The sequence below is a fragment of the Pelomonas cellulosilytica genome, from assembly GCF_021353265.1.
In the GTDB taxonomy this organism is placed as follows: Bacteria; Pseudomonadota; Gammaproteobacteria; order Burkholderiales; family Burkholderiaceae_C; genus Pelomonas; species Pelomonas cellulosilytica.
The window spans coordinates 162,381-187,966 of record NZ_JAJTWU010000005.1; the positions used below are offsets into that span (position 1 = coordinate 162,381).

At 67.1% G+C, this 25,586-nt stretch carries 24 protein-coding genes; 4 read left to right on the forward strand and 20 right to left on the reverse strand.

Features of this window, described 5'->3' with window-relative positions:
* Window positions 1-9: 9 nt before the first annotated feature.
* The 15 genes from LXT13_RS13990 to recA form a co-directional block, all read right to left on the reverse strand.
* Window positions 10-1,536 (reverse strand): hypothetical protein, encoded by a 1,527-nt coding sequence (locus tag LXT13_RS13990; protein WP_233372531.1) that lies wholly within the window; start codon window positions 1,534-1,536, stop codon window positions 10-12.
* The gene (locus LXT13_RS13995; RefSeq protein WP_233372532.1) at window positions 1,533-2,021 is read right to left on the reverse strand and encodes a hypothetical protein; all 489 of its coding nucleotides are present in this window, start codon (window positions 2,019-2,021) and stop codon (window positions 1,533-1,535) included. The genes LXT13_RS13990 and LXT13_RS13995 overlap by 4 nt, the downstream gene beginning before the upstream one ends.
* A gap of 33 nt (window positions 2,022-2,054) precedes the next feature.
* Complete coding sequence (locus tag LXT13_RS14000) at window positions 2,055-3,626, reverse strand: NAD(P)/FAD-dependent oxidoreductase (protein ID WP_233372533.1); 1,572 nt, start codon at window positions 3,624-3,626, stop codon at window positions 2,055-2,057.
* Complete coding sequence (locus LXT13_RS14005; RefSeq protein ID WP_233372534.1) at window positions 3,623-4,036, reverse strand: GtrA family protein; 414 nt, start codon at window positions 4,034-4,036, stop codon at window positions 3,623-3,625. The genes LXT13_RS14000 and LXT13_RS14005 overlap by 4 nt, the downstream gene beginning before the upstream one ends.
* Before the next feature lie 2 nt (window positions 4,037-4,038).
* Entirely contained in the window at window positions 4,039-5,922 is a 1,884-nt protein-coding gene (locus tag LXT13_RS14010; protein WP_233372535.1) for a hypothetical protein, read from the reverse strand.
* Window positions 5,923-6,016: 94 nt separating this feature from the next.
* On the reverse strand, window positions 6,017-6,475 hold the full coding sequence (locus LXT13_RS14015; protein WP_304622816.1) for a pilin: 459 nt from the start codon (window positions 6,473-6,475) through the stop codon (window positions 6,017-6,019).
* 245 nt (window positions 6,476-6,720) lie between these two features.
* A complete protein-coding gene (locus LXT13_RS14025; RefSeq protein ID WP_233372536.1) occupies window positions 6,721-7,506 on the reverse strand; it encodes an MBL fold metallo-hydrolase in 786 nt (261 codons plus the stop codon).
* A gap of 240 nt (window positions 7,507-7,746) precedes the next feature.
* Entirely contained in the window at window positions 7,747-8,397 is a 651-nt protein-coding gene (locus LXT13_RS14030) for an FHA domain-containing protein (RefSeq protein ID WP_233372537.1), read from the reverse strand.
* A gap of 51 nt (window positions 8,398-8,448) precedes the next feature.
* Window positions 8,449-9,246, reverse strand: coding sequence for a Stp1/IreP family PP2C-type Ser/Thr phosphatase (locus LXT13_RS14035; RefSeq protein ID WP_233372538.1), 798 nt, complete (start codon window positions 9,244-9,246; stop codon window positions 8,449-8,451).
* Window positions 9,243-10,364, reverse strand: coding sequence for a serine/threonine-protein kinase (locus LXT13_RS14040; protein WP_233372539.1), 1,122 nt, complete (start codon window positions 10,362-10,364; stop codon window positions 9,243-9,245). The genes LXT13_RS14035 and LXT13_RS14040 overlap by 4 nt, the downstream gene beginning before the upstream one ends.
* A gap of 10 nt (window positions 10,365-10,374) precedes the next feature.
* The gene (locus LXT13_RS14045) at window positions 10,375-11,070 is read right to left on the reverse strand and encodes a TerC family protein (RefSeq protein WP_233372540.1); all 696 of its coding nucleotides are present in this window, start codon (window positions 11,068-11,070) and stop codon (window positions 10,375-10,377) included.
* Window positions 11,071-11,130: 60 nt separating this feature from the next.
* Entirely contained in the window at window positions 11,131-12,024 is an 894-nt protein-coding gene (sucD, locus tag LXT13_RS14050; protein ID WP_233372541.1) for a succinate--CoA ligase subunit alpha, read from the reverse strand.
* An 18-nt stretch (window positions 12,025-12,042) separates the two neighbouring features.
* Complete coding sequence (gene sucC, locus LXT13_RS14055; protein WP_233372542.1) at window positions 12,043-13,203, reverse strand: ADP-forming succinate--CoA ligase subunit beta; 1,161 nt, start codon at window positions 13,201-13,203, stop codon at window positions 12,043-12,045.
* 352 nt (window positions 13,204-13,555) lie between these two features.
* The gene (locus tag LXT13_RS14060; protein WP_349254838.1) at window positions 13,556-14,089 is read right to left on the reverse strand and encodes a regulatory protein RecX; all 534 of its coding nucleotides are present in this window, start codon (window positions 14,087-14,089) and stop codon (window positions 13,556-13,558) included.
* Between the two features lie 24 nt (window positions 14,090-14,113).
* A complete protein-coding gene (recA, locus tag LXT13_RS14065) occupies window positions 14,114-15,157 on the reverse strand; it encodes a recombinase RecA (RefSeq protein WP_233372544.1) in 1,044 nt (347 codons plus the stop codon).
* Between the two features lie 148 nt (window positions 15,158-15,305).
* Between recA and LXT13_RS14070 the strand changes: the two genes are divergently transcribed.
* Together LXT13_RS14070 and LXT13_RS14075 are read left to right on the forward strand one after the other, a co-directional pair.
* Entirely contained in the window at window positions 15,306-15,977 is a 672-nt protein-coding gene (locus LXT13_RS14070; protein WP_233372545.1) for a response regulator, read from the forward strand.
* A gap of 3 nt (window positions 15,978-15,980) precedes the next feature.
* Window positions 15,981-17,480 carry a sensor histidine kinase gene (locus LXT13_RS14075; protein WP_233372546.1) on the forward strand — a complete coding sequence of 500 codons (1,500 nt, stop codon included), beginning with the start codon at window positions 15,981-15,983 and terminating at the stop codon, window positions 17,478-17,480.
* A gap of 18 nt (window positions 17,481-17,498) precedes the next feature.
* On the opposite strand, the gene rodA is transcribed toward LXT13_RS14075, so the two are convergent.
* The 5 genes from rodA to LXT13_RS14100 form a co-directional block, all read right to left on the reverse strand.
* Window positions 17,499-18,653, reverse strand: coding sequence for a rod shape-determining protein RodA (gene rodA / locus LXT13_RS14080; protein ID WP_233372547.1), 1,155 nt, complete (start codon window positions 18,651-18,653; stop codon window positions 17,499-17,501).
* On the reverse strand, window positions 18,650-20,659 hold the full coding sequence (gene mrdA, locus LXT13_RS14085; RefSeq protein WP_233372548.1) for a penicillin-binding protein 2: 2,010 nt from the start codon (window positions 20,657-20,659) through the stop codon (window positions 18,650-18,652). Before mrdA ends, rodA begins: the two co-directional genes overlap by 4 nt.
* 192 nt (window positions 20,660-20,851) lie before the next feature.
* The gene (gene mreD / locus LXT13_RS14090; RefSeq protein WP_233372549.1) at window positions 20,852-21,373 is read right to left on the reverse strand and encodes a rod shape-determining protein MreD; all 522 of its coding nucleotides are present in this window, start codon (window positions 21,371-21,373) and stop codon (window positions 20,852-20,854) included.
* An 88-nt stretch (window positions 21,374-21,461) separates the two neighbouring features.
* Window positions 21,462-22,466: a rod shape-determining protein MreC gene (mreC, locus tag LXT13_RS14095; RefSeq protein WP_233372550.1), complete on the reverse strand. Its 1,005-nt coding sequence runs from the start codon at window positions 22,464-22,466 to the stop codon at window positions 21,462-21,464.
* A gap of 18 nt (window positions 22,467-22,484) precedes the next feature.
* Window positions 22,485-23,528, reverse strand: coding sequence for a rod shape-determining protein (locus LXT13_RS14100; protein ID WP_056191483.1), 1,044 nt, complete (start codon window positions 23,526-23,528; stop codon window positions 22,485-22,487).
* 209 nt (window positions 23,529-23,737) lie between these two features.
* Between LXT13_RS14100 and gatC the strand changes: the two genes are divergently transcribed.
* Complete coding sequence (gene gatC / locus LXT13_RS14105) at window positions 23,738-24,037, forward strand: Asp-tRNA(Asn)/Glu-tRNA(Gln) amidotransferase subunit GatC (RefSeq protein WP_233372551.1); 300 nt, start codon at window positions 23,738-23,740, stop codon at window positions 24,035-24,037.
* Window positions 24,034-25,524, forward strand: a complete 1,491-nt coding sequence (gene gatA, locus LXT13_RS14110; RefSeq protein WP_233372552.1) for an Asp-tRNA(Asn)/Glu-tRNA(Gln) amidotransferase subunit GatA — start codon at window positions 24,034-24,036, stop codon at window positions 25,522-25,524. The genes gatC and gatA overlap by 4 nt, the downstream gene beginning before the upstream one ends.
* Window positions 25,525-25,586 lie beyond the last annotated feature (62 nt).

The following is a 25,586-nucleotide window of genomic DNA, read 5'->3' on the forward strand; positions in this document are numbered from 1 at the left end:
GCCATCGGTTCAACGTGCCGGTGCCGACGCCGACACGGGCCAGGTGGGTGGCGGCGTGGTGGTGAAGTACTGCGGTCGCCACATCCAGCCGCAGATCTCGAAGAACTCCTGGGCCGTGTAGGTCGTGCGCGTCGCCCAGACGGTGTAATAGGGCGCCGCCATCGGGTCGCGTGCCGGCAACGCCCGATGGCGTGCGCCGCCTTCAACGTGGAAGCCGATCTCGCCCCAGGTGGTGGGCCCAGCGAGGAGCAGCACCAGCAGCGTGGCCCCAGCCATGCGAGGCAGCGGCATCGCGGCGATCTCATGCGCACAGCGGGCGAACAGGTAAATGAGGGCCGGCATCGAGATCCGCATGACCGGGTCCGGCACCGGGCCGCCAATCCATGGCAGCACGATCAGCGTGAGCAGCGCCGCGATGCTGGTCGGATCGTCGAAGAGCCGACGCCGAAGCACGAGCAGTGGGATGGCCAGCTCGACGGCGATAAACAGCACATAGGCCCCTGGCCGGGTCAGGCGGTCGGCAGCGCAGCTCACGCACAACCCGCCGCCGGGCAATTCGTGCGCGAGCGTCCAGGCCATCAGCCCGGCGAAGGCTGTGGCCACCACGGCCGCGCCGCCACGCGCAATGCCGGGATGCCGCAAGGCCTGGCGCAGCACAGGCTGGCCGCAGACATGTGCAAGGAACAGCACGACGGCGCCGATGAGCGCGTACGGCGACCACAACGCGAGCATGCTGGTGGCCAGCGCCGTGGGGCCGAGCGCGTCGGCCGTTCGCAGGCGGCGCAGCAGCCCGACGACGATGAACGTCGGGATCGCCTGGTGCGGCACCCACAGCAGCAGACACAGCATCGAGCCGTACTGCAGCGGATGGTCCACCAGCGCGTTGGCCCACCATTCGTGGTGGAAGCCGCTGAACGTGATGGGCCGGCTGTCCGCGCGCAGCAGCACGTCCAGCCACGCGTCGCCGCCGGCCATCGCCAGCAGCAGCGGCACGGCCCACAGCAGCCGCCACCGGCTGCCGTCGCGGGTGCCCCCCGAGCCCAGCAGCATGAACGCGAGCACCAGGCCCGCTCCGTACCAGAGCGCCGTGCAGGCGACGATGCTGAGCCCCGTCAGACTAGCAAGCACCGCCGGCACTAGATAGGCACCGATGTAGAAGCGAAGGTAGCCCGGCTGGCCTTGCAGCTCCACGCGCACTGGCCAGGGCAGTTGCTCCAGGCTGTTGAGCAACGCCCAATGCTTGATCCAGTCCCAGCAGTACTCGCCGGTTGCAAAACCCATCAGCGCTACCACGCCGAGCGCCATCAGCAATGCGACGACGAACTTAGGTCCCCGAGGAGGCAAGGGCACGGCCGACAGCGCCCAGCCACGCCGTGCGGCATGTGCCAGAAGCGCCACCAGTGCGACCCCCAGCGGCAGACCCAACACGGGCTTCACGAAGGCCCCCAGGAACAACAAGGCGGGCGAGCAGAGGTACAGCAGCGCGGCCACGCCTTCGCTGCGCCCTGCACCGGCGCGCGGCGAGGTGGGCGTCATGCCGGATCGCCGCAATTGAAGAGGCGCTGGAAGAAGCCGAAGGCGCCGGCCAGCCAGCGGCCGCGTTCAGTCAGCACGAAGCGCCCGTCCCGCGCTTCCAGCGTGCCGGTGGCCAGTTGCTCACGAACCCGGCGCTCCACGCCGCCCTGGGCCACGAAGTGGCGGGCAAACCAGTCTTCCATGTCGGCGCGGCTCATGCCCTCGGGGCGGCTGGCAAGCTGCTGGATCATGCGCACGGAGTAGGCGCGGTCCACCGTCGTCGGCACGGTGAACATGAAGGCATAGGCCAGCAACAACGTCAGTAAGGCGTCCTTGGCGACGGGGGGCCGGGCGGCCGTAGACCAACGCCACGCCGCCAGTCCCTGCGCAGCAGCGCACAGCACAGCGCAGCCGAGCCCCTGGTAGAACAGGATGCCCGCCGGCCACACCTGGCGCGTCACGACAAAGAGGGCAAGGAAGCTGAGGCTCCCGAGGAGGATGTGCATAAGGCCGTCCGTGACGAGCGGTCGCCGCCCACTTCAACCCTTGTTGCTACCTTCCTCATGGTAGTCGTCGTCGATGTTGACGGCCCAGATGGCGTCGCGGCCCGCACCGCCATTCAGGATCGCCTGCGCGGCCAGCCGTGCGGACAACATCGAGTGGTCCTGGTTGTTGTAGCGGTGCATGCCGTTGCGGCCGCACAGGAACAAGTTGTCCAGGCCGTCCAGCCAGCCGCGCAGTTCATCGAAGCGCTCGAATGCGCTCCCGAAATAACCCGGGTAGGCCTTGGGCTGGCGCAGCACGGTGGCGTCGAGCAGTTCCGCCTCGTCGGCTAGGCCCAGCTGCTGCATCTCGCGCACAGCAAGCGCCTTCAGCTTGTCTTCACTCAAGGCCCACAGATCGTCGTCGTCGCGCGCGAAGAACTCCAGCCCCAGCCACACCGTGTCGGGGTCGGCCACCATGTAGGGGCTCCAGTTGTTGAACACCTGCAGACGGCCCACCTTGACGCCAGGCTCCTGGATGTAGATCCAGTTGTCCGTCACGCAGCGCGCTTTGCCGCTGACTTTCGGGCTCATGCGGCGGTATAGCAGGCCGACGGTGATGAAGTCGCGGTACTCCAGGCCCGAGGCGATGGACAAGGTCGGCGCATCCGGCGCGGGCCGCAACGCCTGCGCCAGCTCGCGGATGGGCATCGTCGACACGACGGCGCTGGCATCGAAGCTCTGTCGCTGGCCGGCGGCGTCGCGGGCGACGACGCGCTCGACGCGCCGCTCCTGGCGGTGGATCTCGTCCACGGCCCAGCCACGCAGCAGCCGTCCGCCGCGGCGTTCGAACTCGACCGCCGCCGTCTCCCACATCTGGCCGGGGCCGTACTTGGGGTAGAGGAAGCTCTCGATCAGCGAGGTGTGCTGCGTGTCGGTCTTGCCGGTGACGATCTTCTTGAGCGCCTGCTTGGCCGCGCTGCCGATGGACAGGCTCTTGATGCGCTGTGCGCCCCAGTCCGCGCTGATGTCACGGCAAGGCACGCCCCAGACCTTCTCCGTGTAGTCCTTGAAGAACTGGCGGTACAGCTGGCGGCCGAAGCGGTTGATGAAGAAGTCCTCCAGCGTGCGCTCGGGCTGGATGGGGCTGGCCGCCGCGGCCACGTAGCTGCCGGCGAACAGCAGGCAGCGCACGGGCCCCATCTTGCGGACGAGGTCCATGCCGGGCTTGAGCGGGTAGTCGAAGAACTGGCCGCCGAAGTAGATGCGCGACTGGCGGCTGCGGATCAGCATGACCGCGTCGTCTGTTTCGCTGGCGGTCGCGGCATCGCTGCCGAGCAGGCGTTGCTGGCCCTGGTAGGCCAGTTGGGTCGGGCCGCTGCCCTGCGCCGGCTTGGCCACCGGCAGCACCTGCCGCCACCAGTCCATGACCCAGTCGGACTTCGAGAAGAACCGATGGCCGCCGATGTCGATGCGGTTGCCCTTGTAGTTGACCGTCTTGGAGATGCCGCCAATGGCGTCCGTAGCTTCCAGGATCGTGACTTGCGGGTAGCCGGCACGCAGCAATTCCAGGCCAGCAGTCAGGCCTGCGGGGCCGGCGCCGATGATGACGGTGGGAGCTTGGGTCATGGGGACGTGCGCAGCGCGGCGCGGCGTTGATTGGTGAAGAGCAGCGTCTTGCGCAGGACGAAGTTGAAGAGGAACACGCCACAGGCGCTCGTGAGCTTCGCAGCGACGGGTGCCACGCCGAGCTGGCGCACGAGCAGCCAGAGCAGCGCTTCGGTCAACAGCAGCCCAGCGACGCCGATCAGTGCGAACAGCGCGAATTCACCGCGCCGGTCGGCCATGCGGTGTTGCGAGAACACAAGGCGGGTGCTGACCGTGTAGATCAGCATCAGGCCCAGACTGAAGCCGAGGCACGCAGACACTGCCAGGTTGACGCCCAGGCGCATGCCGAGGCTGAAAACGGCGGTATCCAGCGCGAGCGCGGCGGCGCTGGCGGCGAGGTAGAGCAGGAATTCGCGCAGGGTCGACGCCATGACTAGGTTCCTTGGGCGTTCAGCTGGGAGCATGCGTAGAGGGCGTAGTTTTGCGGCGGATCTCGATGCACGGGCGGCTGCCAGGTGGCCAGGGGCTCCAGTGGAAGCCGGCCTCGCAGCACCAGGTAGTCAGGCGCGTCGTTCTGCCGGCACAGTGACTCCAGGCGCTCTCTCGCTGGCATCTCGCAGGCAAGCCGAGCTGCCAAATCTTTGGCGAGCGAGGCGCCGGTCAGGCACCGTTCGCGATCCTCGTTGATGCGACGGTAGCCCTCCTTGCGCGGACCGAAGATCAAACCCGTATCCCGGTTAAACAGCACACCGGCACCCTGCTGTGCGGCGTAGTGACTGGGACGTTCCAGCAGTCCCCAAACCGTCAGCAGCTGCGTCGGCCAATAGACGGTGGCTTTCGCTGGCAGGTGGGCAATGAAGGGATGCGTGTGCGGCGGCTGTGATTCGACAGCCCGCTCAAGGTCGGGGCGTTGATCCCAGCTCAGGATGGCAACGCCCATCAGTGCGGTGCCGGCGGACAACGCTGCGACGACGCCAGCTCGGCCGCGGCGGGCCAGAGAGATCAGCAAAGCAAAGCTCGCAACGGCCACGGTCGGAAACGACGCCCAGGTGGCGAACCGGTCGTTCCAGCTCGCGTTGGGATCGCGCCAATGTTGCTGCTCAAGCAGGCTGTCGATTTGGTACCCAGAAAGAGCCAGCACGCAGAGCAGGATAGAGCCACAGACCAGGTGGACAACTCCCGCCGAAACCTTGCGTAGCCGCCATGCTGCCAACGACGTGGCCGCCCACAGCCCCAACGCCGGTAGGCCGTGATCCATGCCAATGTGGGCGTTCAAGAGAGCCAGGCCCAACGCGCAGGCGCTGGCCGGCCAGAGTCCGCCACATTGCCACAGGCGAGTCAGCAGCCAGGGCGAAAGAGCCATGGCAAACAGGTGAGTGATCCAGTGGACACGCCATAGTTGCAGCTGTGTGATCAGCACGGAATGCAGTCCATCGGCAGCCACCGCCGTCAGACCCACCAGAGCCAGCGTGGCGAGGACGATGGCGTGAAGGAGGCGGGTCCACGCGTCGAAGCCGCGGAGCCGCGTCACGGCCATCAGGACGGTGAGGTCCAGTAGCAGACCAAGCTTGTCTTCCATCGTCCAGTAGGCCAGCAGCACCTGACGATTGCCGGTTTCGATCAGCGACCACCAGTAGGGGTCGTAGATTCTGAGCAGCCCGTTCCACGGCGCCAGGTCGGCCAAGGCGGCAATCAACGTGACCGGCAGTACAGCTATCAGCCACAGCCAGCGTCGGTCGGCGGCAACGAGATAGCCCCAGCTCACGACGATGACGGGCAGGGTCATCAAGGGATGAAACAGCGCTGCCAGTGACTGCAAGGCAAGAGCGCTGTGCCAGCGCCCAGCGAGCAGTGCGACAAAGCTCCATAGCAGCAGCGGCTCTGCAAAGCCGCGTGCGGTGACGAAGGCCTCGGTGTAGCTGAAGATCCAGCTCCCTCCATAGAAGGGCGACATCACGGCGAAGGCCAGCATCCCCCAGAGCGTCTGCCCGCTGGATGGCTCGAAGCGGCGGAGCAGCACGCCGACGGCGGCCATCATCGCCAGCCAACTTGCCGCCAGCACGGCGACATGGGCGGGGAGCATGCCCACATGCTCGTAAAGGGGCGCCATCAAGTGGCCGTAGATGGAATATCGATCCTGCGAGCCGCCGGCAAAAAAGGTGTCCTGGCTGAGCGAAGGTGCCTGCGAGTGAAGAAGCGCTTGCCCGAGGTAAAGCACGCCGTCATGCCGAATGCCCATGTAAGAGTGCGCCAGGATCATCCATGCGCCGATGGGCAGCAGTGCAGCCAGCGATGGCAGGCGATCCAGCTTGGTCATAGGCAAACGCGCGAGGGGTAGCAGGCACCAAAAAGAAAGGGGCCGAAGCCCCTTGTATCTGCATGCCGCCGTGGCGGCATGTCCGTTATGACGATCAGCTGCTGATGTTGTTCTTCTTGAGGGCGTCGATAACGATCTGGTTGTCGGCGGCGGTAAGGGTGGTATCGGTGGTCCAAATCACGGCCTCGCCAACGACGTTTGCCACGTCGAACGTGATTGTCTTGCCGGCGGTATTCGTGCCAATGTCGTTGAGCGTCAGCTTGATGAGGCCATCAGTGACTTCCACCTTGTTGACTTCCTTGGTGGTCACGCTACCCGGGATACCATTCGAGTTCAGGCTGCAGCCGGTCTTGCTACCACCCTTTTCGAGGATGCAAAGGGCAACCGCTGCCTTGTACTGATCACCGACGGTGAGCGCGTTGGCCGCTTTGGCGCGGGTGGTGTAAGTGCGGTACTGCGGCAGAGCCACAGCCGCCAGGATACCGATGATGGCTACGACGATCATCAGTTCGATCAGGGTGAAGCCCTGTTGGGCGCGGGATTTCAGTTGCATGTCGATACTCCAGGAGGAAGAGCGGGTTGGGAGGTGAGCACCTCTTCCAACGCAGGTCGCGTGCCAGCCCGTTCCGGCGCCTTGGACGTGGGAAAGCGCACGGTTCGACGGTCGAGCGCCCCGACTTCTGACAAAAATCGTCAGGTCTGGGTGACGACTTTTGTCACTCTTCGGCCGGCGGACGCAAAACGTCAGACCTGAAAAACGGCGCCCGCGGCGCCGTTTTGTGCTTTAGAAACAAGTACTTACAGCACCATCGCCTGCCCCGCATGCAGCGCGCTGATACGGTGCGGGCTTTGCAAGGCCTGGACGCCAGCCATGACGGCCTCCACCTCGCCCGGCTTGATGTGCGTGATGCGCACATCGACGCTGCCGGAGAGATGGCGGAGCTCCTGGCCGAGGTCGGTGGGGCATAGATGCCGGCTGACATGGGCGAGTTCGCACTCGTCGTCGCTGAAGGCCGTCTCGATGACGAGGTGGGACAGGCGCAGCTCCGACAGGCGCTGCCAGAGCGCCGGATTCGGGCCGGTATCGCCGGTGTAGACCCAGTGCGCATGGCCGCTGGTCTCGCCGCCATCGACGGCGAAGCCGACTGCCGGGACCGTGTGGGCGGCAGGGAGGACTTCGATGATGCGACCGCCGAGATTCAAGCGTTCGCCGATCTGGAAAGGGTGCAGCGACAGCACCGGCGCTTCACGGCTGGGCAGCGCGGTGAAGTCGGGCCAGATCGCGCCGTTGAAGATGTGGCGGCGCAATGCATCGAGTGTTTCGGGCAGCGCGTGAACCTGGATCGGCGGGCGGCCGGCGGCGGCGCGCAGGCGCAGCACGGCATCGGCCAGCAGCGGAATGCCCAGCACGTGGTCCAGGTGGGAGTGGCTGAGCAGGATGTGGTCGACGCCCGCCAGGGCATCCAGCGGCAGGTCGCCCACGCCGGTACCTGCGTCGATGAGGATGTCGTCGTCGAGCAGGAAGGCGGTGGTCTTGTAGCCGGCGGCGATGGCGCCGGAGCAGCCCAGGACGCTGATGTTCATGCGGTGCGTTGGCTCGGGAATCTGGGGCCTCGCGCGGCGGCGAGGTGGAGCCAAGAATGTACGCAGCCGCCCCTGTCCACGGACGGTCGGATTACCGGGTTGCTGGTGCCACTCGCGTGAGGATGTCACGCGGCCTCGAATACAGCGCCGGGCGCCGCCGGCGCAGATCGGGCCGGACCGCTTGGACCGTTAGGGAAGAGTGGCCGGGCGCAGCGATTTCGCCCGGTCACGCGCGACGCGTCAGCCCTGGATGAACTGCATCTGGGTGCCGGCGAGCTCGATCAGATCTCCGCTGCGCAGTGCAATAGATTCGCCCGTCAGCGGGATGCCGTTGACGCTGGGACGCTGTGCGCCTTCCACATGGGCGAAGACGTAGCCTGTGGGACGCTTGGTGATGGAGGCCACCTGAACACCCGGCTTGCCGAGCGTCGTGACCACCTTCGTCAGCGCGACTTCACGGCCGGCCGCGGCACCGGTCAGCACCTTGATGGAAGCGGGGCCGATGGCAGCAGCACCGAGGCCGCCGAATCCCGAGGCCAGGCCACCGAGCTGCGAAGGGCTCTGGCCATGCTTCAGGATCATCGTCTTTTCGTAGTCGCCGCCGTCGTTGGTCAGGTACTTGATCTTGTACTTGCCGATCTCGACGGTGTCGTTGTCGGCAAGGAGCTGCTTCTTGATGGCCTTGCCGTTGATGTAGGTGCCATTGGTGGAGTTGAGGTCTTCGATGAAGACGTCGTTGCCGACCATCTGCAGCACGGCGTGCTCGCCCGACACCGCGAGGTTGTCGATGACGATGTCGTTGTAAGGCCGCCGGCCGAGCGTGGTCTTGTCCTTGGTGATCTGTACCTCCTTGATCACGACGCCGTCGAGCGACACCACCAGTTTGCCCATGAAAGACCTCAAGTTCTGTTATGCGGGCCGCGACTCGTCAGGCAAGGTACATCAATTGCCGCCACGTCGGCCGAAGGGCCACCAGCCCCGTCCTTCGGTTTTTTGGCGGCCCTCGGCGCGGGCCAGGATGAGCGCGATGTTATCCCGACCTCCGCGGTCATTGGCTGCGTTGATCAGGACGCGGGCCGCTTCGGCCAGGCTCCCGTAGCCATTCAGCAGGTTGGCCATGCTGTCGTCGTCCAGCATGTCGGACAGCCCGTCCGAGCACAAGAGGAAGGTATCGCCGGGCTGCACCTCGTGCAGGTGCAGCTCCATCAGCACGGTGTCTTCCACGCCCACGGCGCGCGTGACGAGGTTCTTGTTGCTGGAGTAGGCGGCTTCCTCCACGGTGAGGAGGCCGGCGTCGATCTGCTCCTGCAGCAGCGAGTGGTCGCGCGTGATCTGCTGCAGCCGCCCTGCCCGCAGGCGGTAGCCGCGGGAGTCACCCACATGGCCCAGCAACAGCCCCTCGGGGCGGAAGACGCCCAGTACCAGCGTCGTGCCCATGCCTGCATAGCGCGGGTTGGTGTTGGCGGCGTTGAAGATGGCACGATTGGCGTTGTCCACGCAGATGTCCATCGCCCGCTTGACTTCGCCCGCCTTCGCTTCGCGTCCGGCGTCCTTGAGCCAGCGACCGAGCTCGCTGCTGACGAAGCCGGTCAGCATCTGGCTGGCCACCTCGCCGGCGTTGTAGCCGCCCATGCCGTCGGCCAGCACCGCCAGCCCCGCCGCCTCATCCAACGCGACCGAGTCTTCGTTGTTGTCGCGCGCACGGCCCACGTCGGTGGCGCTGAAGAACTCCAGGATCATGAGGCTTGGGGTGGCTCGGACGGCTCCGTGGGCGAAGGGCGATTCTGCCCTGCTTCCTCGGGCGCCAAGCGCAGTGTTTGCGCGAAGGCGGGGCCCTGCGCCCGGACGATGGCGTCAGGCGGCGGCGGCTCGGCGTGCAGGTCCATCACGAGGACGGCCTCGAGGTCGCGCGCCATCTGCTCTCCGGTCGGGTAGCGCAGCTCGGGGCGCTTTTCCAACGCGAGGGCCAGGACCAGGGCGAGCGACTCGGGCAGGCCGCGACGGTGCGTGCGGATGTCCGGCGCCGGCTCGGTGGCGATCTGCTGCATGAGTCGCGCCATCGAGTCGCCCTGGTGGGGCAACGTGCCGGTCAGCAGCTGATACAGCAGCACGCCGAGGGAGTAGAGGTCACTGCGGCCGTCGACCGCCAGGCCGGCGAGCTGCTCGGGCGACATGAACGATGGCGTGCCGAGCACGAGGCCGGTGCGCGTGCGGCTGCCGTCACCGACGCGGGCGATGCCAAAGTCCATCAGCTTGAGGCTGCCGTTGACACGGTCCAGCATGACGTTGGCCGGCTTGATGTCGCGGTGCACGACGCCCTGGCTGTGCGCGTAGTCCAGTGCGCGCGCCAGGCGTATGCCCAGCAGCACGACCTCGCGCACCGGCAGCAGCTGGCCCGGTTTCGTGAAAAGGCTCAGGTCGCGGCCCAGCACGTATTCGAGCGCAATCCAGGCGTCGCGGCCATCCTGGCCGGCATCGACGACCTGCAGGATGTCGGGATGCTCCAGCTGGCGTGCGGCGCGGGCTTCGCGCATGAAGCGGTCCCGGACGTCCACCAGGTCGTCCGCGGAGAACTCGCGGCTCAGCGCGAGGCGCTTGATGGCGACCTGGCGGCCAGTGGAACGCTGTGTGGCCTTATAGACGATGGCCATGGCCCCGCGGCCGATCTCGGCGCCCAGCTCGAAGTCGCGCAGGTCAGGCGGCGGTATCGGCGCGCGTGCCTGAGGCGGTGAGGCGCCGGGTGCCTGTGTTTGCTGGACGACCGGGCTTGTCGGCAGCGGGCCGGTGTCTGCAACAGCCGGCACTGCCCCTCGGCCGATGAGGCGCTGCCAGAAGCCGGTTTTGCCGCCACTTGCCATGCAGCCGATCTTAGGTCGATTGCGCCTTGCCCCGCCGGGCCAGAACCAGCCCCACCGCGACAACGAAGACCGCGCAGCCGATGCTGACGGTGTAGTCCAGGTGGTGCAGGTGCGTCTCGAACCAGTCGTGCACAGCGGCGTCGGTCGTCGCCATCTCGCCGGCGACAAAGCCCAGCAGTGCGGCACCCAGCGTGATGATGGCCGGTACGCGCTCCATCAGCTTCAGCAGCAGCGTACTGCCGAAGATGATCAACGGAATCGACAGCCCCAGGCCGACGATCAGCAGCGCCAGCCGCAGGGACTCGGGCGCGCTGTTGGCTGCCGCGGCCACGGCGATGACGTTGTCCAGGCTCATGACAAGGTCGGCGACAAGGATGGTGCGGATCGCGCCCCACATCGTCGGGTGTGCATGCACATCGGCATCGTCGTCGCTGTCCGCCAGCAGCTGAATGCCGATCCACAGCAGCAATGCGGCACCCACGAGCTTGAGCCAGGGCAGTTGCAGCAGTTCAACGGCAAACAAGGTCAGCACGACACGCAGCACGATGGCCGCGCCGCTGCCGAAGACGATGGCCCGCTTCTGCTGGTCGGCCGGCAGGTTGCGCGAGGCCAATGCGATGACGACGGCGTTGTCGCCAGACAGCAGGATGTTGACCCAGACGATCTTCAGCAGCGCAAGGAAAAAGGCGGCGTTCAGGAGATCCATGGACGGAGCAAAAAAAAGCCGCCAGACGAACCCGGCGGCTGGGATGGGGTCGAGGCCCGATTACAGCAGGGCCTTGAGCAGCTTGCCCATCTCGGACGGGTTGCGCGTGACCTTGAAGCCGCACTCTTCCATGATGGCGAGCTTGGCATCGGCCGTGTCGGCGCCGCCGGAGATCAGCGCGCCGGCGTGACCCATGCGCTTGCCCGGAGGGGCGGTGACGCCAGCGATGAAGCCGACGATGGGCTTCTTCATGTTGGCCTTGCACCAGCGGGCGGCTTCCGCCTCGTCCGGGCCACCGATCTCGCCGATCATGATGACGGCGTCGGTGTCAGGATCGTCATTGAAGGCCCTCATGACGTCGATGTGCTTCAGGCCATTGATCGGGTCGCCGCCGATTCCGACCGCGCTCGATTGGCCGAGGCCGATCTCGGTCAGCTGTGCCACGGCTTCATACGTCAGCGTGCCCGAGCGGGACACGACGCCGATGCGGCCCTTCTTGTGGATGTGGCCCGGCATGATGCCGATCTTGATTTCTTCCGGCGTGATGAGGCCCGGGCAGTTGGGGCCCAGCAGCAGCGTCTTCTTGCCGCCGGCGGCTTCCTTGGCCTTCATCTTGTTGCGCACTTCCAGCATGTCGCGGACGGGGATGCCTTCCGTGATGCAGATGGCCAGGTCCAGGTCGGCCTCGACGGCTTCCCAGATGGCGGCCGCAGCGCCGGCGGGCGGCACATAGATGACCGACACGGTCGCGCCGGTCTGCGAAGCGGCTTCCTTGACGGTCGCGTAGATGGGAATTTCGGAGAACTTCTCACCGGCCTTCTTCGGGTTCACGCCCGCGACGAAGGCGTTCTTGCCGTTGGCATAGGCCTGGCAACCCAGCGTGTGGAACTGACCGGTCTTGCCGGTGATGCCCTGGGTGATGACCTTGGTGTCTTTGTTGATGTAGATCGACATGTTTCTTACTCCTGGGCTTTAGGCAACGGCCGCGACGATCTTGGTGGCCGCTTCGGCCATCGTGTCAGCGGCGATGATGGGCAGGCCGGATTCGGCCAGCATCTTCTTGCCCAGTTCTTCGTTGGTGCCCTTCATGCGCACGACCAGCGGCACGGACAGGTTCACGGCCTTGCAGGCGGTGATGACGCCTTCGGCGATGGTGTCGCACTTCATGATGCCGCCGAAGATGTTGACCAGGATGCCCTTCACGCTCTTGTTCTTGAGCATGATCTTGAACGCCTCGGTCACCTTCTCGGCCGTTGCGCCACCGCCGACGTCCAGGAAGTTGGCCGGCTCGCCGCCGAACAGCTTGATGGTGTCCATCGTGGCCATGGCCAGGCCGGCGCCGTTCACCAGGCAACCGATGTTGCCGTCCAGCGAGATGTAGGCGAGGTCGAACTTGGAGGCTTCGATCTCGGCCGGGTCTTCTTCATCGAGGTCGCGGTAGGCGACGATTTCGGGGTGGCGGAACAGCGCATTGGCGTCGAAGTTGAACTTCGCGTCCAGCGCCATCAGGTTGCCCTTGCTGTCGCGGTTCAGCGGGTTGATCTCCACCAGCGAAGCGTCGGTGTCCATGTAGCACTTGTAGAGCTTCGTGAACAGGTCGACGGCCTGGTCCACCGTATGGCCCTCCATGCCGATTGCGCCGGCGATCTTCTTGGCCTGGTCGACGGTGATGCCGGTCAGCGGATCGATCACTTCGGTGAAGATCTTCTCGGGCGTGCTGTGAGCCACCTCTTCGATGTCCATGCCGCCTTCGCTGGAGGCGATGAAGGCGACCTTCTGCGTGGCGCGGTCAGTGACCAGCGACACGTAGAACTCCTTGCCGATGTCGGCGCCGTCCTCGATGTAGAGGCGGCGGACCTTCTGGCCTTCGGGACCGGTCTGGTGCGTCTTGAGCTGCATGCCCAGGATGGCCTCAGACTTTTCCTTCACGTCATCGATGGTCTTGGCGACCTTGACGCCGCCGCCCTTGCCGCGGCCACCCGCGTGGATCTGGGCCTTCACGACCCAGACCGGGCCACCCAGCTTCTGGGCGGCTTCAACGGCCTCCTGCACAGTGAAGGCCGGGATGCCGCGCGGCACCGGCACGCCGAACTGGCGCAGGATTTCTTTGCCCTGGTATTCGTGGATTTTCATGGCTGGGTCTTTCGGGTCGGAGGAGTCAGGAAACGGTCTCGGCGGTCGCTGGCGTGACCAGCGGCAGGCGCGGGGAGCGCAGAACGCCCGACTGCCCATTCGGCCGAGCAAAAGCCTTCACATCGTGGGCGCAGCGATGTAGCGGACGGCGCGGGATGGAGGGGTGGACGACGGGCATGGAGGCGGGATGGCAAGTCAACCCGGCCGGCGCCGGGACGGGGTCAGCCCGGCTTTTCCGGCCTCTGCCAGGGAGCGGCAGAACGCCTGTAACCGGATGAACCCTCGTTTTTTGGGCAGCCGGCAATGTAGCACGGAGGGTGAAAACTCCCCTGTGCCCGGGCTGAGCGGGCTCTTAGAGGCGCAGCAGGCGGCGCACAAGATCGGGGGCAAACCCTCGGGCTAGCAGGAACCGCGTTTGCCGAGCGCGTTCCGTCGGCTCGACGGACGGCTCGGCGCCAAAGCGCTTGACCCAGACCTGGCGGGCGCGTTCGAGCTCGGTGTCGCGCAGCGTGGCCTGTTGCTCGGCATCCAGCTTCAACCCGTGCTGGGCCAGCTCCTGCTGAATGCGCTGTGTCCCGAATCGCCCGGCACGCAGGTGCAGCCGGGACTCGACGAAGCGGGTTTCGTCCAGATACCCCTGGGCCGCGAGCGCGTCCAGCAGCGTATCGACGGTGGTTTCGACGGCCTCGTCGTCGTATTCGGCTGCGTCAGGCGTGGCATCGCCATCGTCGGCAGCGTCGATCGCCTCATCGGTCATCGCCGCGGCCGACTGCCGGGCCCGCTGCTGTTCGATGCGCAACAGCTTGCGCCGCAGCTCCGTGCGGCTGTGCTCACGCTGGGCCAGCAACCCGATGGCGCGCGCCTTCAACGACAGCGGCGCGCGCATCGCCATGTGGGGAGTCGCCAGCCGTTATTCGCTCGCGCCCTCGGCCTCGCCCAAGCGGGCGACGCCGACCGCTTCGCGGATGCGGTTTTCAATCTCGCGAGCGATGTCGGGGTTCTCGCGGAGGTACTCGCGGGCGTTGTCCTTGCCTTGGCCAATCTTGTCGCCGTTGTAGGCGTACCAGGCACCGGACTTGTCGACGATCTTGTGCACAACGCCCATGTCGACGATCTCGCCCTCGCGGCTGATGCCTTCGCCGTAGAGGATGTCGAACTCAGCCGTCTTGAACGGCGGGCTGACCTTGTTCTTGACGACCTTGACCTTCGTCTCGGAGCCAATGACCTCTTCGCCTTTCTTGATCGAGCCGATACGCCGGATGTCGAGGCGGACCGAGGCGTAGAACTTCAGCGCGTTGCCACCGGTGGTGGTTTCGGGCGAGCCGAACATGACGCCGATCTTCATGCGGATCTGGTTGATGAAGATGACCGTGCAGTTGGTCTTCTTGATCGTTGCGGTCAGCTTCCGAAGCGCCTGGCTCATCAGGCGGGCCTGCAGGCCTGGGAGCTGGTCGCCCATCTCGCCTTCGATTTCGGCCCTGGGCGTGAGCGCGGCGACGGAGTCGACGACGATGAGGTCGACCGAGCCGGAGCGCACCAGCGCGTCGACGATCTCGAGCGCCTGTTCGCCGGTGTCGGGCTGGCTGATGAGCAGGTCCTGCAGGTTGACGCCGAGCTTCTGGGCGTACTGGATGTCCAGCGCGTGCTCGGCGTCGATGAAGGCACAGGTGCCGGAGATCTTTTGCATCTCGGCGATGACCTGCAGCGTCAGCGTGGTCTTGCCGGAGGACTCGGGGCCGTAGATCTCGATGACACGGCCGCGCGGCAGGCCGCCAACGCCGAGCGCGATGTCCAGGCCCAGGGAACCGGTGGAGACGACCTGGATGTCTTCGATGACCTCGCCTTCACCCAGGCGCATGATGGAACCCTTGCCGAATTGCTTCTCGATCTGGGCGAGGGCGGCCTGCAGGGCCTTGGCTTTTTCGGTGTTCAGGGCTTTGACGGGGGCGTCCATGCGGTTCTCCAAAGGAATGGCGTGATTATGGGGCAATCTGTATGTTTGTACAGTGGTTGGCCCCAGGGTTGATGAATGCTACGGGGCGGGTAGCTCATGAGGTGAGCCAGCAGCCCAGCGCCTAACATCGGCCGAGGAGACAAATGAAATGCGCATCCTGATTGCCGAAGACGATCAAGTGCTGGCCGATGGTTTGCTGCGGGCGTTGCGAGCCTCCGGCTACGCCGTTGACCGGGTGAGTTCCGGCACGGAGGCCGACACGGCGCTGGCGACGCATGAGTTCGACCTGGTCATCCTGGACCTCGGCCTGCCGCGGCTGCATGGCCTGGAAGTGCTGCGCAAGCTACGCGCGCGCGGGTCGACGATGCCGGTGCTGATCCTGACCGCGGCCGACAGCGTCGAGCAGCGTGTCAAGGGACTTGATCTGGGAGCCGACGACTACATGGCCAAGCCGTTCTCGCTGCAGGAGCTGGAGGCTCGCGTGCGCGCGCTGACGCGGCGTGGCCTTGGCACTGCCAGCAGCGTCATCAAGCATGGCCCATTGACGTTCGACGCCACTGGCCGCGTGGCCTACATCAATGAGCAGATGCTGGAGCTGTCGGCGCGCGAGCTGTCGCTGCTGGAGGTGCTGCTGCAGCGCGCGGGGCGCCTCGTCAGCAAGGATCAGCTCGTCGAGCGGCTGTGCGAATGGGGCGAGGAGGTCTCGAACAACGCGATCGAGGTCTACATCCACCGGCTGCGCAAGAAGATCGAGCAGGGGCCCATCCGCATCGCAACCGTGCGCGGGCTGGGCTACTGCCTCGAGAAGATCCCGTCCTGATCAATGTCAGGCAAGGACGGCAGCGCGCAGCAGGGCTCGCTGTTCGGCGAGATCCTGGATTGGATGCTCGCCCCGCTGTTGCTGATCTGGCCGATCAGCGTCGCGTTGACCTGGCTGGTGGCGCAGGGCATCGCCGGGCGGCCTTACGACCGCGAGCTGGGCGAGATGGCGCGCAGCCTCGGCCAGCAGGTGGCCGCGGCGGAAGCGCCGGTCAAGGGACGGGACCGTTATGCGCTGGCGCCCGAGGCCGCGGCACTGCTGCGCGTGGATGCGTCCGACACGGTTTTCTACCAGGTGCTGGGCCAGCGCGGCGAGTTGCTCAGCGGCGACGCGGGGTTGCCCGTGCCCACCGAAGACGCGCCCGTCGTGCCATGGGAGCTGCACTTCCGCGACGACGAGGTCGGCACGGATGCCGTGCGCGTCGCATACCTGTGGGTGGCGCCCGAGGGCCAGGCGCCGGCCGGCAGGACGCTGCTCGTGCAGGTGGCCGAGACGCTGGGCAAGCGCACGCGGCTGACTAACGAGATCATCAAGGGCGTCATCCTGCCGCAGTTCGTCATCCTGCCGCTGGCGGTGCTGCTGGTTTGGCTGGCGCTGGCGCGCGGCATCTCGCCGCTGAACGAGCTGCAGCGCCGCATCCGCTCGCGCGACAGCTCGGATCTGTCGCCCATCGACGAGCAGCGCGTGCCCGACGAAGTTGCGCCGCTGGTGCAGGCGATCAACGATCTGCTCGCGCGGCTGGACTCGTCGATGAGCCGGCAAAAGCATTTCCTCGCCGATGCCGCCCACCAGCTGAAGACGCCGCTGGCCGGTCTGCGCACACAGGCCGAGCTCATCCAGCGTGAGATCGACGCCGGCCGCTCCAACCCCGACGAGCTGAAGCGTTCGCTCGCGCAGATCGCCCGCGCCAGCGAGCGCGCCGCGCACATGGTGAACCAGCTGTTGTCGATGGCGCGCGCCGAAGATGCCGAGCAAGGCATGCGCCGCGAGCCGGTCAACCTGGCCGAGATCGCCATCGACACGGTGCGCGACTTCGTGCCCCGCGCGCTGGAGCGGCGCATCGACCTCGGCTATGACGGCGTGCTGCCGGAGGACAGCCGGCTGCGCGTACAGGGCCAGCCGGTGCTCATTGGCGAACTGATCCGCAATCTCGTCGACAACGCGCTGCTGTACACGCCGGCGGGCGGCCTCGTCACGGTGCGCGTCGTGGAGGACCCGTTCGGCCAGGTCGTCGTGCTGCAGGTGGAGGACACCGGACCAGGCATTGCGCCGGGCGAGCGCGAGAAGGTGTTCCAGCCCTTCTACCGGTCGCTGGGCAGCGGCGTGGAGGGCTCGGGCCTGGGGCTGGCCATCGTCAAAGAGATCGCGCAGCAGCACGATGCGGAACTGGCGTTGGACGACACCCGGGTGCGCCGCGCCGCGGGAGGCGAGTCGCCCGACGGGCAGGGGCCCGGCGCGCGGTTCACGATCCGCTTCCCCGCCGGCCCGGCCGAGACGCCCTGAGCGCGCCCCGGGCAGCCTTCAGGTCTTGACCAGCTTCCTGACCCGCGCAATCGACAGCAGCAGGCCCAGCGACAGCCCCAGCGTCACCATCGCCGTGCCGCCGTAGCTGATGAAGGGCAGCGGTACGCCGACGACGGGCAGGATGCCGCTGACCATGCCCATGTTGACGAAGACGTAGGTGAAGAAGCTCAGCGTCACGGCGCCAGCCATCAGCCGCGTGAACAGCGTCGGCGCGTCGGACGCGATCATCAGCCCGCGCAGGATCAGCGCCGTGAAGCCGACCAGAAGCGCCAGCGCGCCGAACAAGCCGAACTCCTCGCCGAAGGCCGCGAAGATGAAGTCCGTCGTGCGTTCGGGAATGAACTCCAGGTGGGTCTGCGTGCCCTTCATGAAGCCCTTGCCGGTCGTGCCGCCAGAGCCGATGGCGATCTCTCCCTGGATGATGTGGAAGCCCTTGCCCAGCGGGTCCTTGCTCGGGTCTAGCAGCGTGCAGATGCGGTGCTTCTGGTATTCCTTCAGCACCGGCCACGTCACGTCCGGCTCGCAGATTTTGTCTTCGCTGAGCACCAGCGCCGTCGCGGCAGCCGCGCCGATGACGAAGGCCGGCACGATGAGTTTCCACGGCAGGCCGGCGAAGAAGATCACGTACAGCCCCGCAGCCAGCACGAGGATGCCGGTGCCGAGATCGGGCTGCTTGGCGATCAGCAGGAACGGCAACAACAGCAGGCCGAAGGCAGCGATGAAGTCCGGCCAGCGCAGGATGCCCTCGCGCTTCTGGAACCACCAGGCCAGCATCAGCGGCGTCGCGAGCTTCAACAGCTCGGACGGCTGGATCTGCGTGATGCCGATGCTGAGCCAGCGCGTCGCGCCCTTCTTCGTGACGCCGAACAGCGCCGTGGCCACCAGCAGCAGCACGCCCAGCGTGTAGAGCGGGATGGCGATGGCCATCAGTTTCTGTGGCGGCACCTGGGCGACGATGAACATCAGGCCGAGGGCCAGCACCATGTTGCGGGCGTGGTCGGGGAAGCGCGTACCGTTGTCGTAGCCGGCCGAGTACATGCACAGCAGGCCCCAGCCGCACAGCCACAGCACGGCAAGCAGCAGCGGGATGTCGAAGCCGCTGAGCCAGGGCCGCAGGCGGCTCAGCAGCGGCGGGCGCTCGATGACGGTCATCGCGAGGCTCCTGAGGCGGCCGGCGCCGCAGATGCAGCCGGGGCTGCCGATGCCGCCTGACCGGGCAGCGGCACGTCGGCGGCGCGGCGTGGCGTGCCGATGGGCGCGAAAGTCTGGCCCAGCTGCGTCTTGGCGATGTCTTCCTCGCTGGGGTACTGGCCCAGCAGCAGGTAGTCGAACACGCGACGCGCGATCGGCGCCGCCGACGACGAGCCCCAGCCGGCGTTCTCGACGATCAGCGCCAGCGCGACGGTGGGATGGTCCAGCGGCGCGAAGCCGACGTAGAGCGAATGGTCGCGCTTGCGCTCGTCGGCCTTGATGCTGCTGTATTTCTCGCCGGTCTTCAGGCCCACGGCCTGGGCCGTGCCGGTCTTGCCGCCGCTCTGGTAAGGCGCCCCCATGAAGACCTGGCGCGACGTGCCTTCCAGCGTCACGCCGTTCATCGCGTTGCGGATGACATCGACATCGGCCGAGCGCAGCGGCAGCGGCTCGCGCGCGTCGCTGGCAATCCGGCGCTGCTGGTGTTTCACGACATCCTCAATCTCTCGGACCAGGCGGGGCTTGAAGCGCTGGCCACCGGAGGCCAGTGTGGCGTAGGCATTGGCCATCTGCAGCATCGTGAAGCTGTTGTAGCCCTGGCCGATGCCCAGCGAGATGGTCTCGCCAGGGAACCACTTCTGGTTTGCCGGGCTGCGGCGGAAGTACTCGCGCTTCCAGGCCTGCGAGGGCAGCACGCCGGTGACCTCGCCCTGCACGTCGATGTCGGTCTTGCGGCCCAGGCCGAAGGGCTCCAGCTGGTCATGGATGAGGTCCACACCCATCTCGTTGGCGAGGCTGTAGAAGTAGACGTTGGACGACGTGACGATGGCCAGCCGCATGTCCTTCGGACCGGCGCGGTCCGTCTCCGGGCTGCCGAAGGTGCGGCCGCCGAAGCTGTAGCTGAGGTTGTCCTGGATGACGAGGTGCGGGTCGCGCTTGCCGCTGTTCAGCGCCGCCATCGCCATCAGCGGCTTGAACGTGGAGCCCGGCGGATAGGTACCGCGCAGCGCGCGGTTCAGCAGCGGCTTGTCGATGTCTTCGTTGAGGTCGCGCCAGGAGTCGGCATCGATGCCGTCGACGAACAGGTTGGGGTCGAACGTCGGCTTGGAGACGAAGGCCAGCACCTCGCCGGTTCTGGGGTCGATGGCCACCAGCGCGCCACGGCGGTCGCCGAACAGCTGCTCCACCAGCGCCTGCAGCTTGATGTCGATGGACAGGTTCAGCGTGTTGCCGGGCGTGGGCGGCTTGTGGTCCAGCCGGCGCACCGCGCGGCCGCCGGCACTCGTCTCAACCTGCTCGAAGCCGGTCGTGCCGTGCAGCTCGCGCTCATAGGCTTGCTCCAGCCCAAGCTTGCCGATGTACTCGGTGCCGCGGTAGTTGGCGATGTCCTCTTCTTCCCAGTCGTCCATGGCCTTCTTCTCGGCCTGGTTGATGCGGCCGATGTAGCCGATCAGGTGGGCGCCAACTTCGCCCAGCGGGTAGGAGCGGAACAGGCGCGCCTTGATCTCGACGCCAGGGAAACGGAAGCGCTGCGCCGTGAAGCGCGCGACCTCCTCGTCCGTCAGTTTGGTGCGGATGGGCAGAGAGTCGGTGTGCTTGGCCTCCTCCAGCAGGCGCTTGAAGCGGCGCTTGTCTCGCGCCTGGATCTCGATGACCTCGCCCAGCGCTTCGATGGTGCCATCCAGGTCGGTGACCTTCTCAGGGTTGATCTCCAGCGTGTAGGCCGAGTAGTTGCTGGCCAGCACGACGCCGTTGCGGTCCTTGATGAGCCCACGGTTGGGCACGATGGGCACGACCGCGATGCGGTTGGACTCGGCGCGCTCGGCGAAGCTGTCGTACTGGAAGACCTGCAGGTAGACCAGACGCGCCACCAGCAGCCCGAAACAGAACAGAACGAAGGCGCCGGCCGCTACCACGCGCAGGCGGAAGCGCGACAGCTCCTGGTGGAGGTTCTTGAGGACAACCACGTCAGCGGTCCGACGCAGCGTGGCGCTGCCGATGGATGCGGGTTGAACGCCTCCGGCCGAGCGCCGGAGCGCCCCAATCCGGCCCGCAAGGGATCGTCCGCGGCTCAATGCCGCGCACCGCCTCGTCCCCAAGAGGGACCGGCCAGACTCGCCCGCGTTCAGCGCGGCGAGGTTGGACGAGGGGCAGTCTCATCACAAGGGCCGGTGAGCGTCGCGGTCCGGCGCGCGTTTCTGAGGCGCGAGCAGTAGCACGCTGGCCACTGGCCACAGCAGTGCCTCGAACACCGGCGCCAGCAGCACGCCCCAGCCCGGCCACATGCCGCCGATGATCATCCGCACGACCAGCGCCAGCACATGCGCGGCGAAGAACAGCGGCAGCACCTGGACGGCCTGCGCGCCCAGGCTGAACCAGGGCAGGCGCCGATGCAGCATGATGGCGCCAAAGCTCAGGCCGCTGTAGGCCAGCGCATGCTGGCCCAGCAGCGCGCCGTCATGCACGTCGATCAGCAGGCCGAACACGAACGCCCACAGCACGCCCACGCGCCGCGGCTGGTGCACACCCCAGAACACCAGCACCACGGCCAGCACGTCCGGCATCGCCGCGGCGCGCCCCACCGGCACCATGTCGATCATCAGCGCGACGACCAGCGTGAACGCGATGAACCACGGGTTGGCGGGCAGCAGCAGCTTCTCGGCTGCGCGCGGCATGATCATGACGCGCTCCTCACGGGCCGCGCGCCGGGCCGCCCCAAGCAAGGCCCGGCCCCCTCAGGATGCCGCCGCGAGCAGCAGCTACGCATGATCATGGCGCCCCCCCCGAGGCCTTGGCGGCCGCCCGCTCGGCCGCCTTCTCGGCGCGTGCGGCCTTCTTCGCGTCGCGCGCGGCGGCCTTGGCTTCGGCGGCCGATGCCGCTTCGGCCGCGGCCGCCACGTCGGCTTCCTTCTTGGCCGCGATGTGGCGGTCCATCGGCTGCAGCACCAGCACGTGGCGCGCGCTGTCGGGCTGGGCGATCGGGGCCAGCTGCACCTGCGCGAAGCTGGAGTCGCCGCGGCGCTCGACAGCCGTCACCTTGGCCACCGGCAGGCCTGGCGGGTAGATGCCGTCCAGGCCCGATGTCGTCATCAGGTCGCCCACCTTCACATCGGCATTCGCGGCCAAGAAGCGCAGCTCCATGCCCGAGCCATCAGCCCGGCCGGCGGCGGCGTTGCGCATCTGCGTGCGTTCGTTCAGCAGCGGGATAGCGGCGTCCTTGTCGGTCAACAGCGTCACCTCGCTGGACAGCGGATAGACCCGCGTCACCTGGCCCAGCACCCCGGCCTCGTTGATGACCGGCGAGCCCGGCGCCACACCCTGCGTCGCGCCGCGGTCGATGACGACGCGACGGGAGAACGGGTCCGGCGCCTCGAACAGCACCTCGGCGGCCACCGCCGGCACGGCAAGGGCAGGCTGCAGGCCCAGCAGCTTGCGCAGCCGGTCGTTCTCGGCCTGCAGCGAGGCGGTGCGGGACAGCCGTTCGGCCTGCTCCACGAGCAGCCGGCGCGCCTGATCCTCCGCGGCCATCGCCCGCTTGGTGCCGCGCAAGTAGTCGCCGGCGGTCTCCCACGCGTCCACCGGCGTCAGCAACAGGCGCTGCACGGGTTGCAGCACGAGCGCCAGCGCGGCGCGGGCAGGCTGCATCAGCTTGAAGCGCGAATCGGCCACCATCAGCACGAGCGCCAGCGCGGAACACAGCACGAGCTTGGTCAGCGCCGACGGACCCTGGCGGAAGAACGGCGGTGGGGAGCGGTCGAGGGTGCCGAGGGGCATGGCGCGCGGGGCGCGTGCTTATTCAGAGGTGAAGATGGAGCCCAGGCGTTCCATGCGCTCCAGCGCCATGCCGCAGCCGCGCACGACGCAGGTCAGCGGGTCCTCGGCCACCAGCACGGGCAGGCCGGTCTCTTCGCCGAGCAGGCGGTCCAGGTCGCGCAGCAGCGCGCCGCCACCGGTCAGCATCATGCCGCGCTCGGCGATGTCGGCACCCAGCTCGGGCGGCGTCTGCTCCAGCGCGTTCTTCACGGCGCTGACGATCTGGTTCAGCGGGTCGGTCAGGGCTTCCAGGATCTCGTTGGACGAGATCGTGAAGCTGCGCGGCACGCCTTCGGAGAGGTTGCGGCCCTTGACCTCCATCTCCTTGACCTCGGAGCCGGGGAAGGCGCTGCCGATGTTCTTCTTGATCGCCTCGGCGGTGGGCTCGCCGATCAGCATGCCGTAGTTGCGGCGGATGTAGTTGATGATGGCCTCATCGAACTTATCGCCGCCGACGCGGACCGAACCCTTGTAGACCATGCCGCCCAGCGAGATGACACCGACTTCCGTCGTGCCGCCGCCGATATCGACGACCATGGAGCCCGAGGCCTCGGCCACCGGCAGGCCGGCACCGATGGCAGCGGCCATCGGTTCCTCGATCAGGTAGACCTCGCTGGCGCCGGCGCCGAGGGCCGATTCGCGGATCGCGCGGCGCTCGACCTGGGTGGAGCCGCAGGGCACGCAGATGATGATCCTCGGAGACGGCTTGAACGTCTTCGAGTCGTGGACCATCTTGATGAACTGCTTGAGCATCTGCTCCGTCACCGTGAAGTCGGCGATAACGCCGTCCTTCATCGGGCGGATCGCCTCGATGTTTCCGGGCACCTTGCCCAGCATGGCCTTGGCCTCGCGGCCGACGGCCTGGATGGTCTTCTTGCCGTTCGGGCCGCCCTCGTGGCGGATGGACACCACCGACGGCTCGTCCAGCACGATGCCCTTGCCGCGAACGTAGATCAGGGTGTTGGCTGTGCCAAGGTCGATGGCGAGGTCGGTGGAGAAGTAGCGGCGCAGGGAGGCGAACATGGTGGGCGCGGGAGAAGCCTCGCCGGCGGGCGCGGCTCGAAAAACGGGGGGCTGATAAGCAGCGAGGCCGCCCGGTCAGCGACGAAAAGCATCGCTGAAAGGGCAGCCCCGAAGGCCATGAAGATGGAGGGCGATAATAACCGAACCCCCTGTTTTCAAGCCGTCGAACACCAGGTTTCTGGCGTGTGGCTTACATCTGAAAACCCTTCATGAGCCTCTCTCCTGACGACGTCAGCCGTATCGCCCATCTGGCCCGGCTGGAACTGCAGCCGGCCCAGTCCGACGCCCTGCTCGGGCAACTCAACGGCTTCTTCGAGATCGTCGGCCAGATGAGCGCCGTGGACACCGCCGGCGTCGAGCCGCTGTACACGCCGCTGTCGGCCATCCAGCAGGTGCAACTGCGCCTGCGCGACGACGTGGTCACCGAGACCAACCAGCGCGAGCGCAACCAGCAGAGCGCCCCGGCCGTCGAGGACGGCCTCTTCCTCGTTCCCAAGGTCATCGAATGAAGCCCGTTCACGACATGGGCGTGGCCGAGCTGGCCGCCGCCCTGAGAAGCCGTGCCTTGTCCAGCCGCGAGGCCACGCAGGCGCTGCTGGACCGCATCGCCGCCCACGACAAGGCGCTTGGCGCCTTCCTGCATGTGGACGCCGAGGGCGCGCTGGCGCGCGCCGCGGCGGCCGACGCCGCACGGGCTGCCGGCACCGCGGGCGCGCTGGCCGGCGTGCCGATCGCGCACAAGGACATCTACGTCACGGCCGACATGCCCACGACGGCCGGCTCGAAGATGCTGGCCGGCTACCGGAGCCCGTTCGACGCCACGGTCGTCGCGCGGCTCAACGCGGCCGGCACCGTGAGCCTAGGCAAGCTGAACTGCGACGAGTTCGCGATGGGCTCGGCCAACGAGAACAGCGCGTACTTCCCAGCCCACAACCCCTGGGACGTGAGCCGCGTGCCCGGTGGCTCGTCCGGCGGCTCGGCCGTGGCCGTGGCGGCGCGCCTTGTGCCCGGCACGACCGGCACCGACACCGGCGGCTCCATCCGCCAGCCGGCCAGCTTCACGGGTATCACGGGCATCAAGCCGACGTATGGCATCTGCTCGCGCTACGGGATGATCGCCTTCGCCTCCAGCCTGGACCAGGCTGGCCCGATGGCCCGCTCGGCCGAGGACTGCGCGCTGCTACTGTCCAACATGAGCGGCTTCGACGAGCGCGACGCGACCAGCGTCAACCAGCCGCCGCAGGACTTCCATGCGCAGATGCTGGCCGCCCGCGAAGGCGCCACCGCCATGCAGCCGCTGAAGGGCCTGCGCATCGGCCTGCCGAAGGAGTTCTTCCCGGCGGGCCTGTCCGCCGACGTCAACGCCGCCGTCCGCGCGGGCCTCGCGGAGCTGGAGAAGCTGGGCGCGACGCTGGTGGACGTGAGCCTGCCGCGTACCGAGCTGGCCATCCCCGTCTACTACATCATTGCGCCGGCCGAGGCGAGCTCCAACCTGAGTCGTTTCGACGGCGTCAAGTTCGGCCACCGCGCCGCGCAGTTCGACGACCTGCTCGACATGTACAAGAAGACGCGCGCCGAGGGCTTCGGCCCCGAGGTGAAGCGCCGCATCATGATCGGCACCTACGTGCTCTCGCACGGCTATTACGACGCCTACTACCTGCAGGCGCAGAAGCTGCGCCGCATGATCGCGGACGACTTCCAGCAGTGCTTCACGCAGTGCGACCTGATCGCCGGCCCGGTGGCGCCGACGGTCGCCTGGAAGGCCGGGACCGGTGCCGACGACCCGACGCAGGCGTATCTCGCCGACATCTTCACGCTGCCCGGCTCGCTCGCCGGCCTGCCCGGCATGAGCGTGCCGGTCGGCACCGGCGACGGCGGCATGCCGGTGGGCCTGCAGCTGATCGGCAACTACTTCAAGGAAGGGCAGCTGCTGCACGCCGCGCATGCTCTGCAGCAGGCAACCGACTGGCACCAGCGTGCCCCGGCAGGATATTGATGGCCCCCACGCTCACTTTGTTCGCTGCCCCCCGAGGGGGTGCGAGCCTCCTTGAGGCGGCT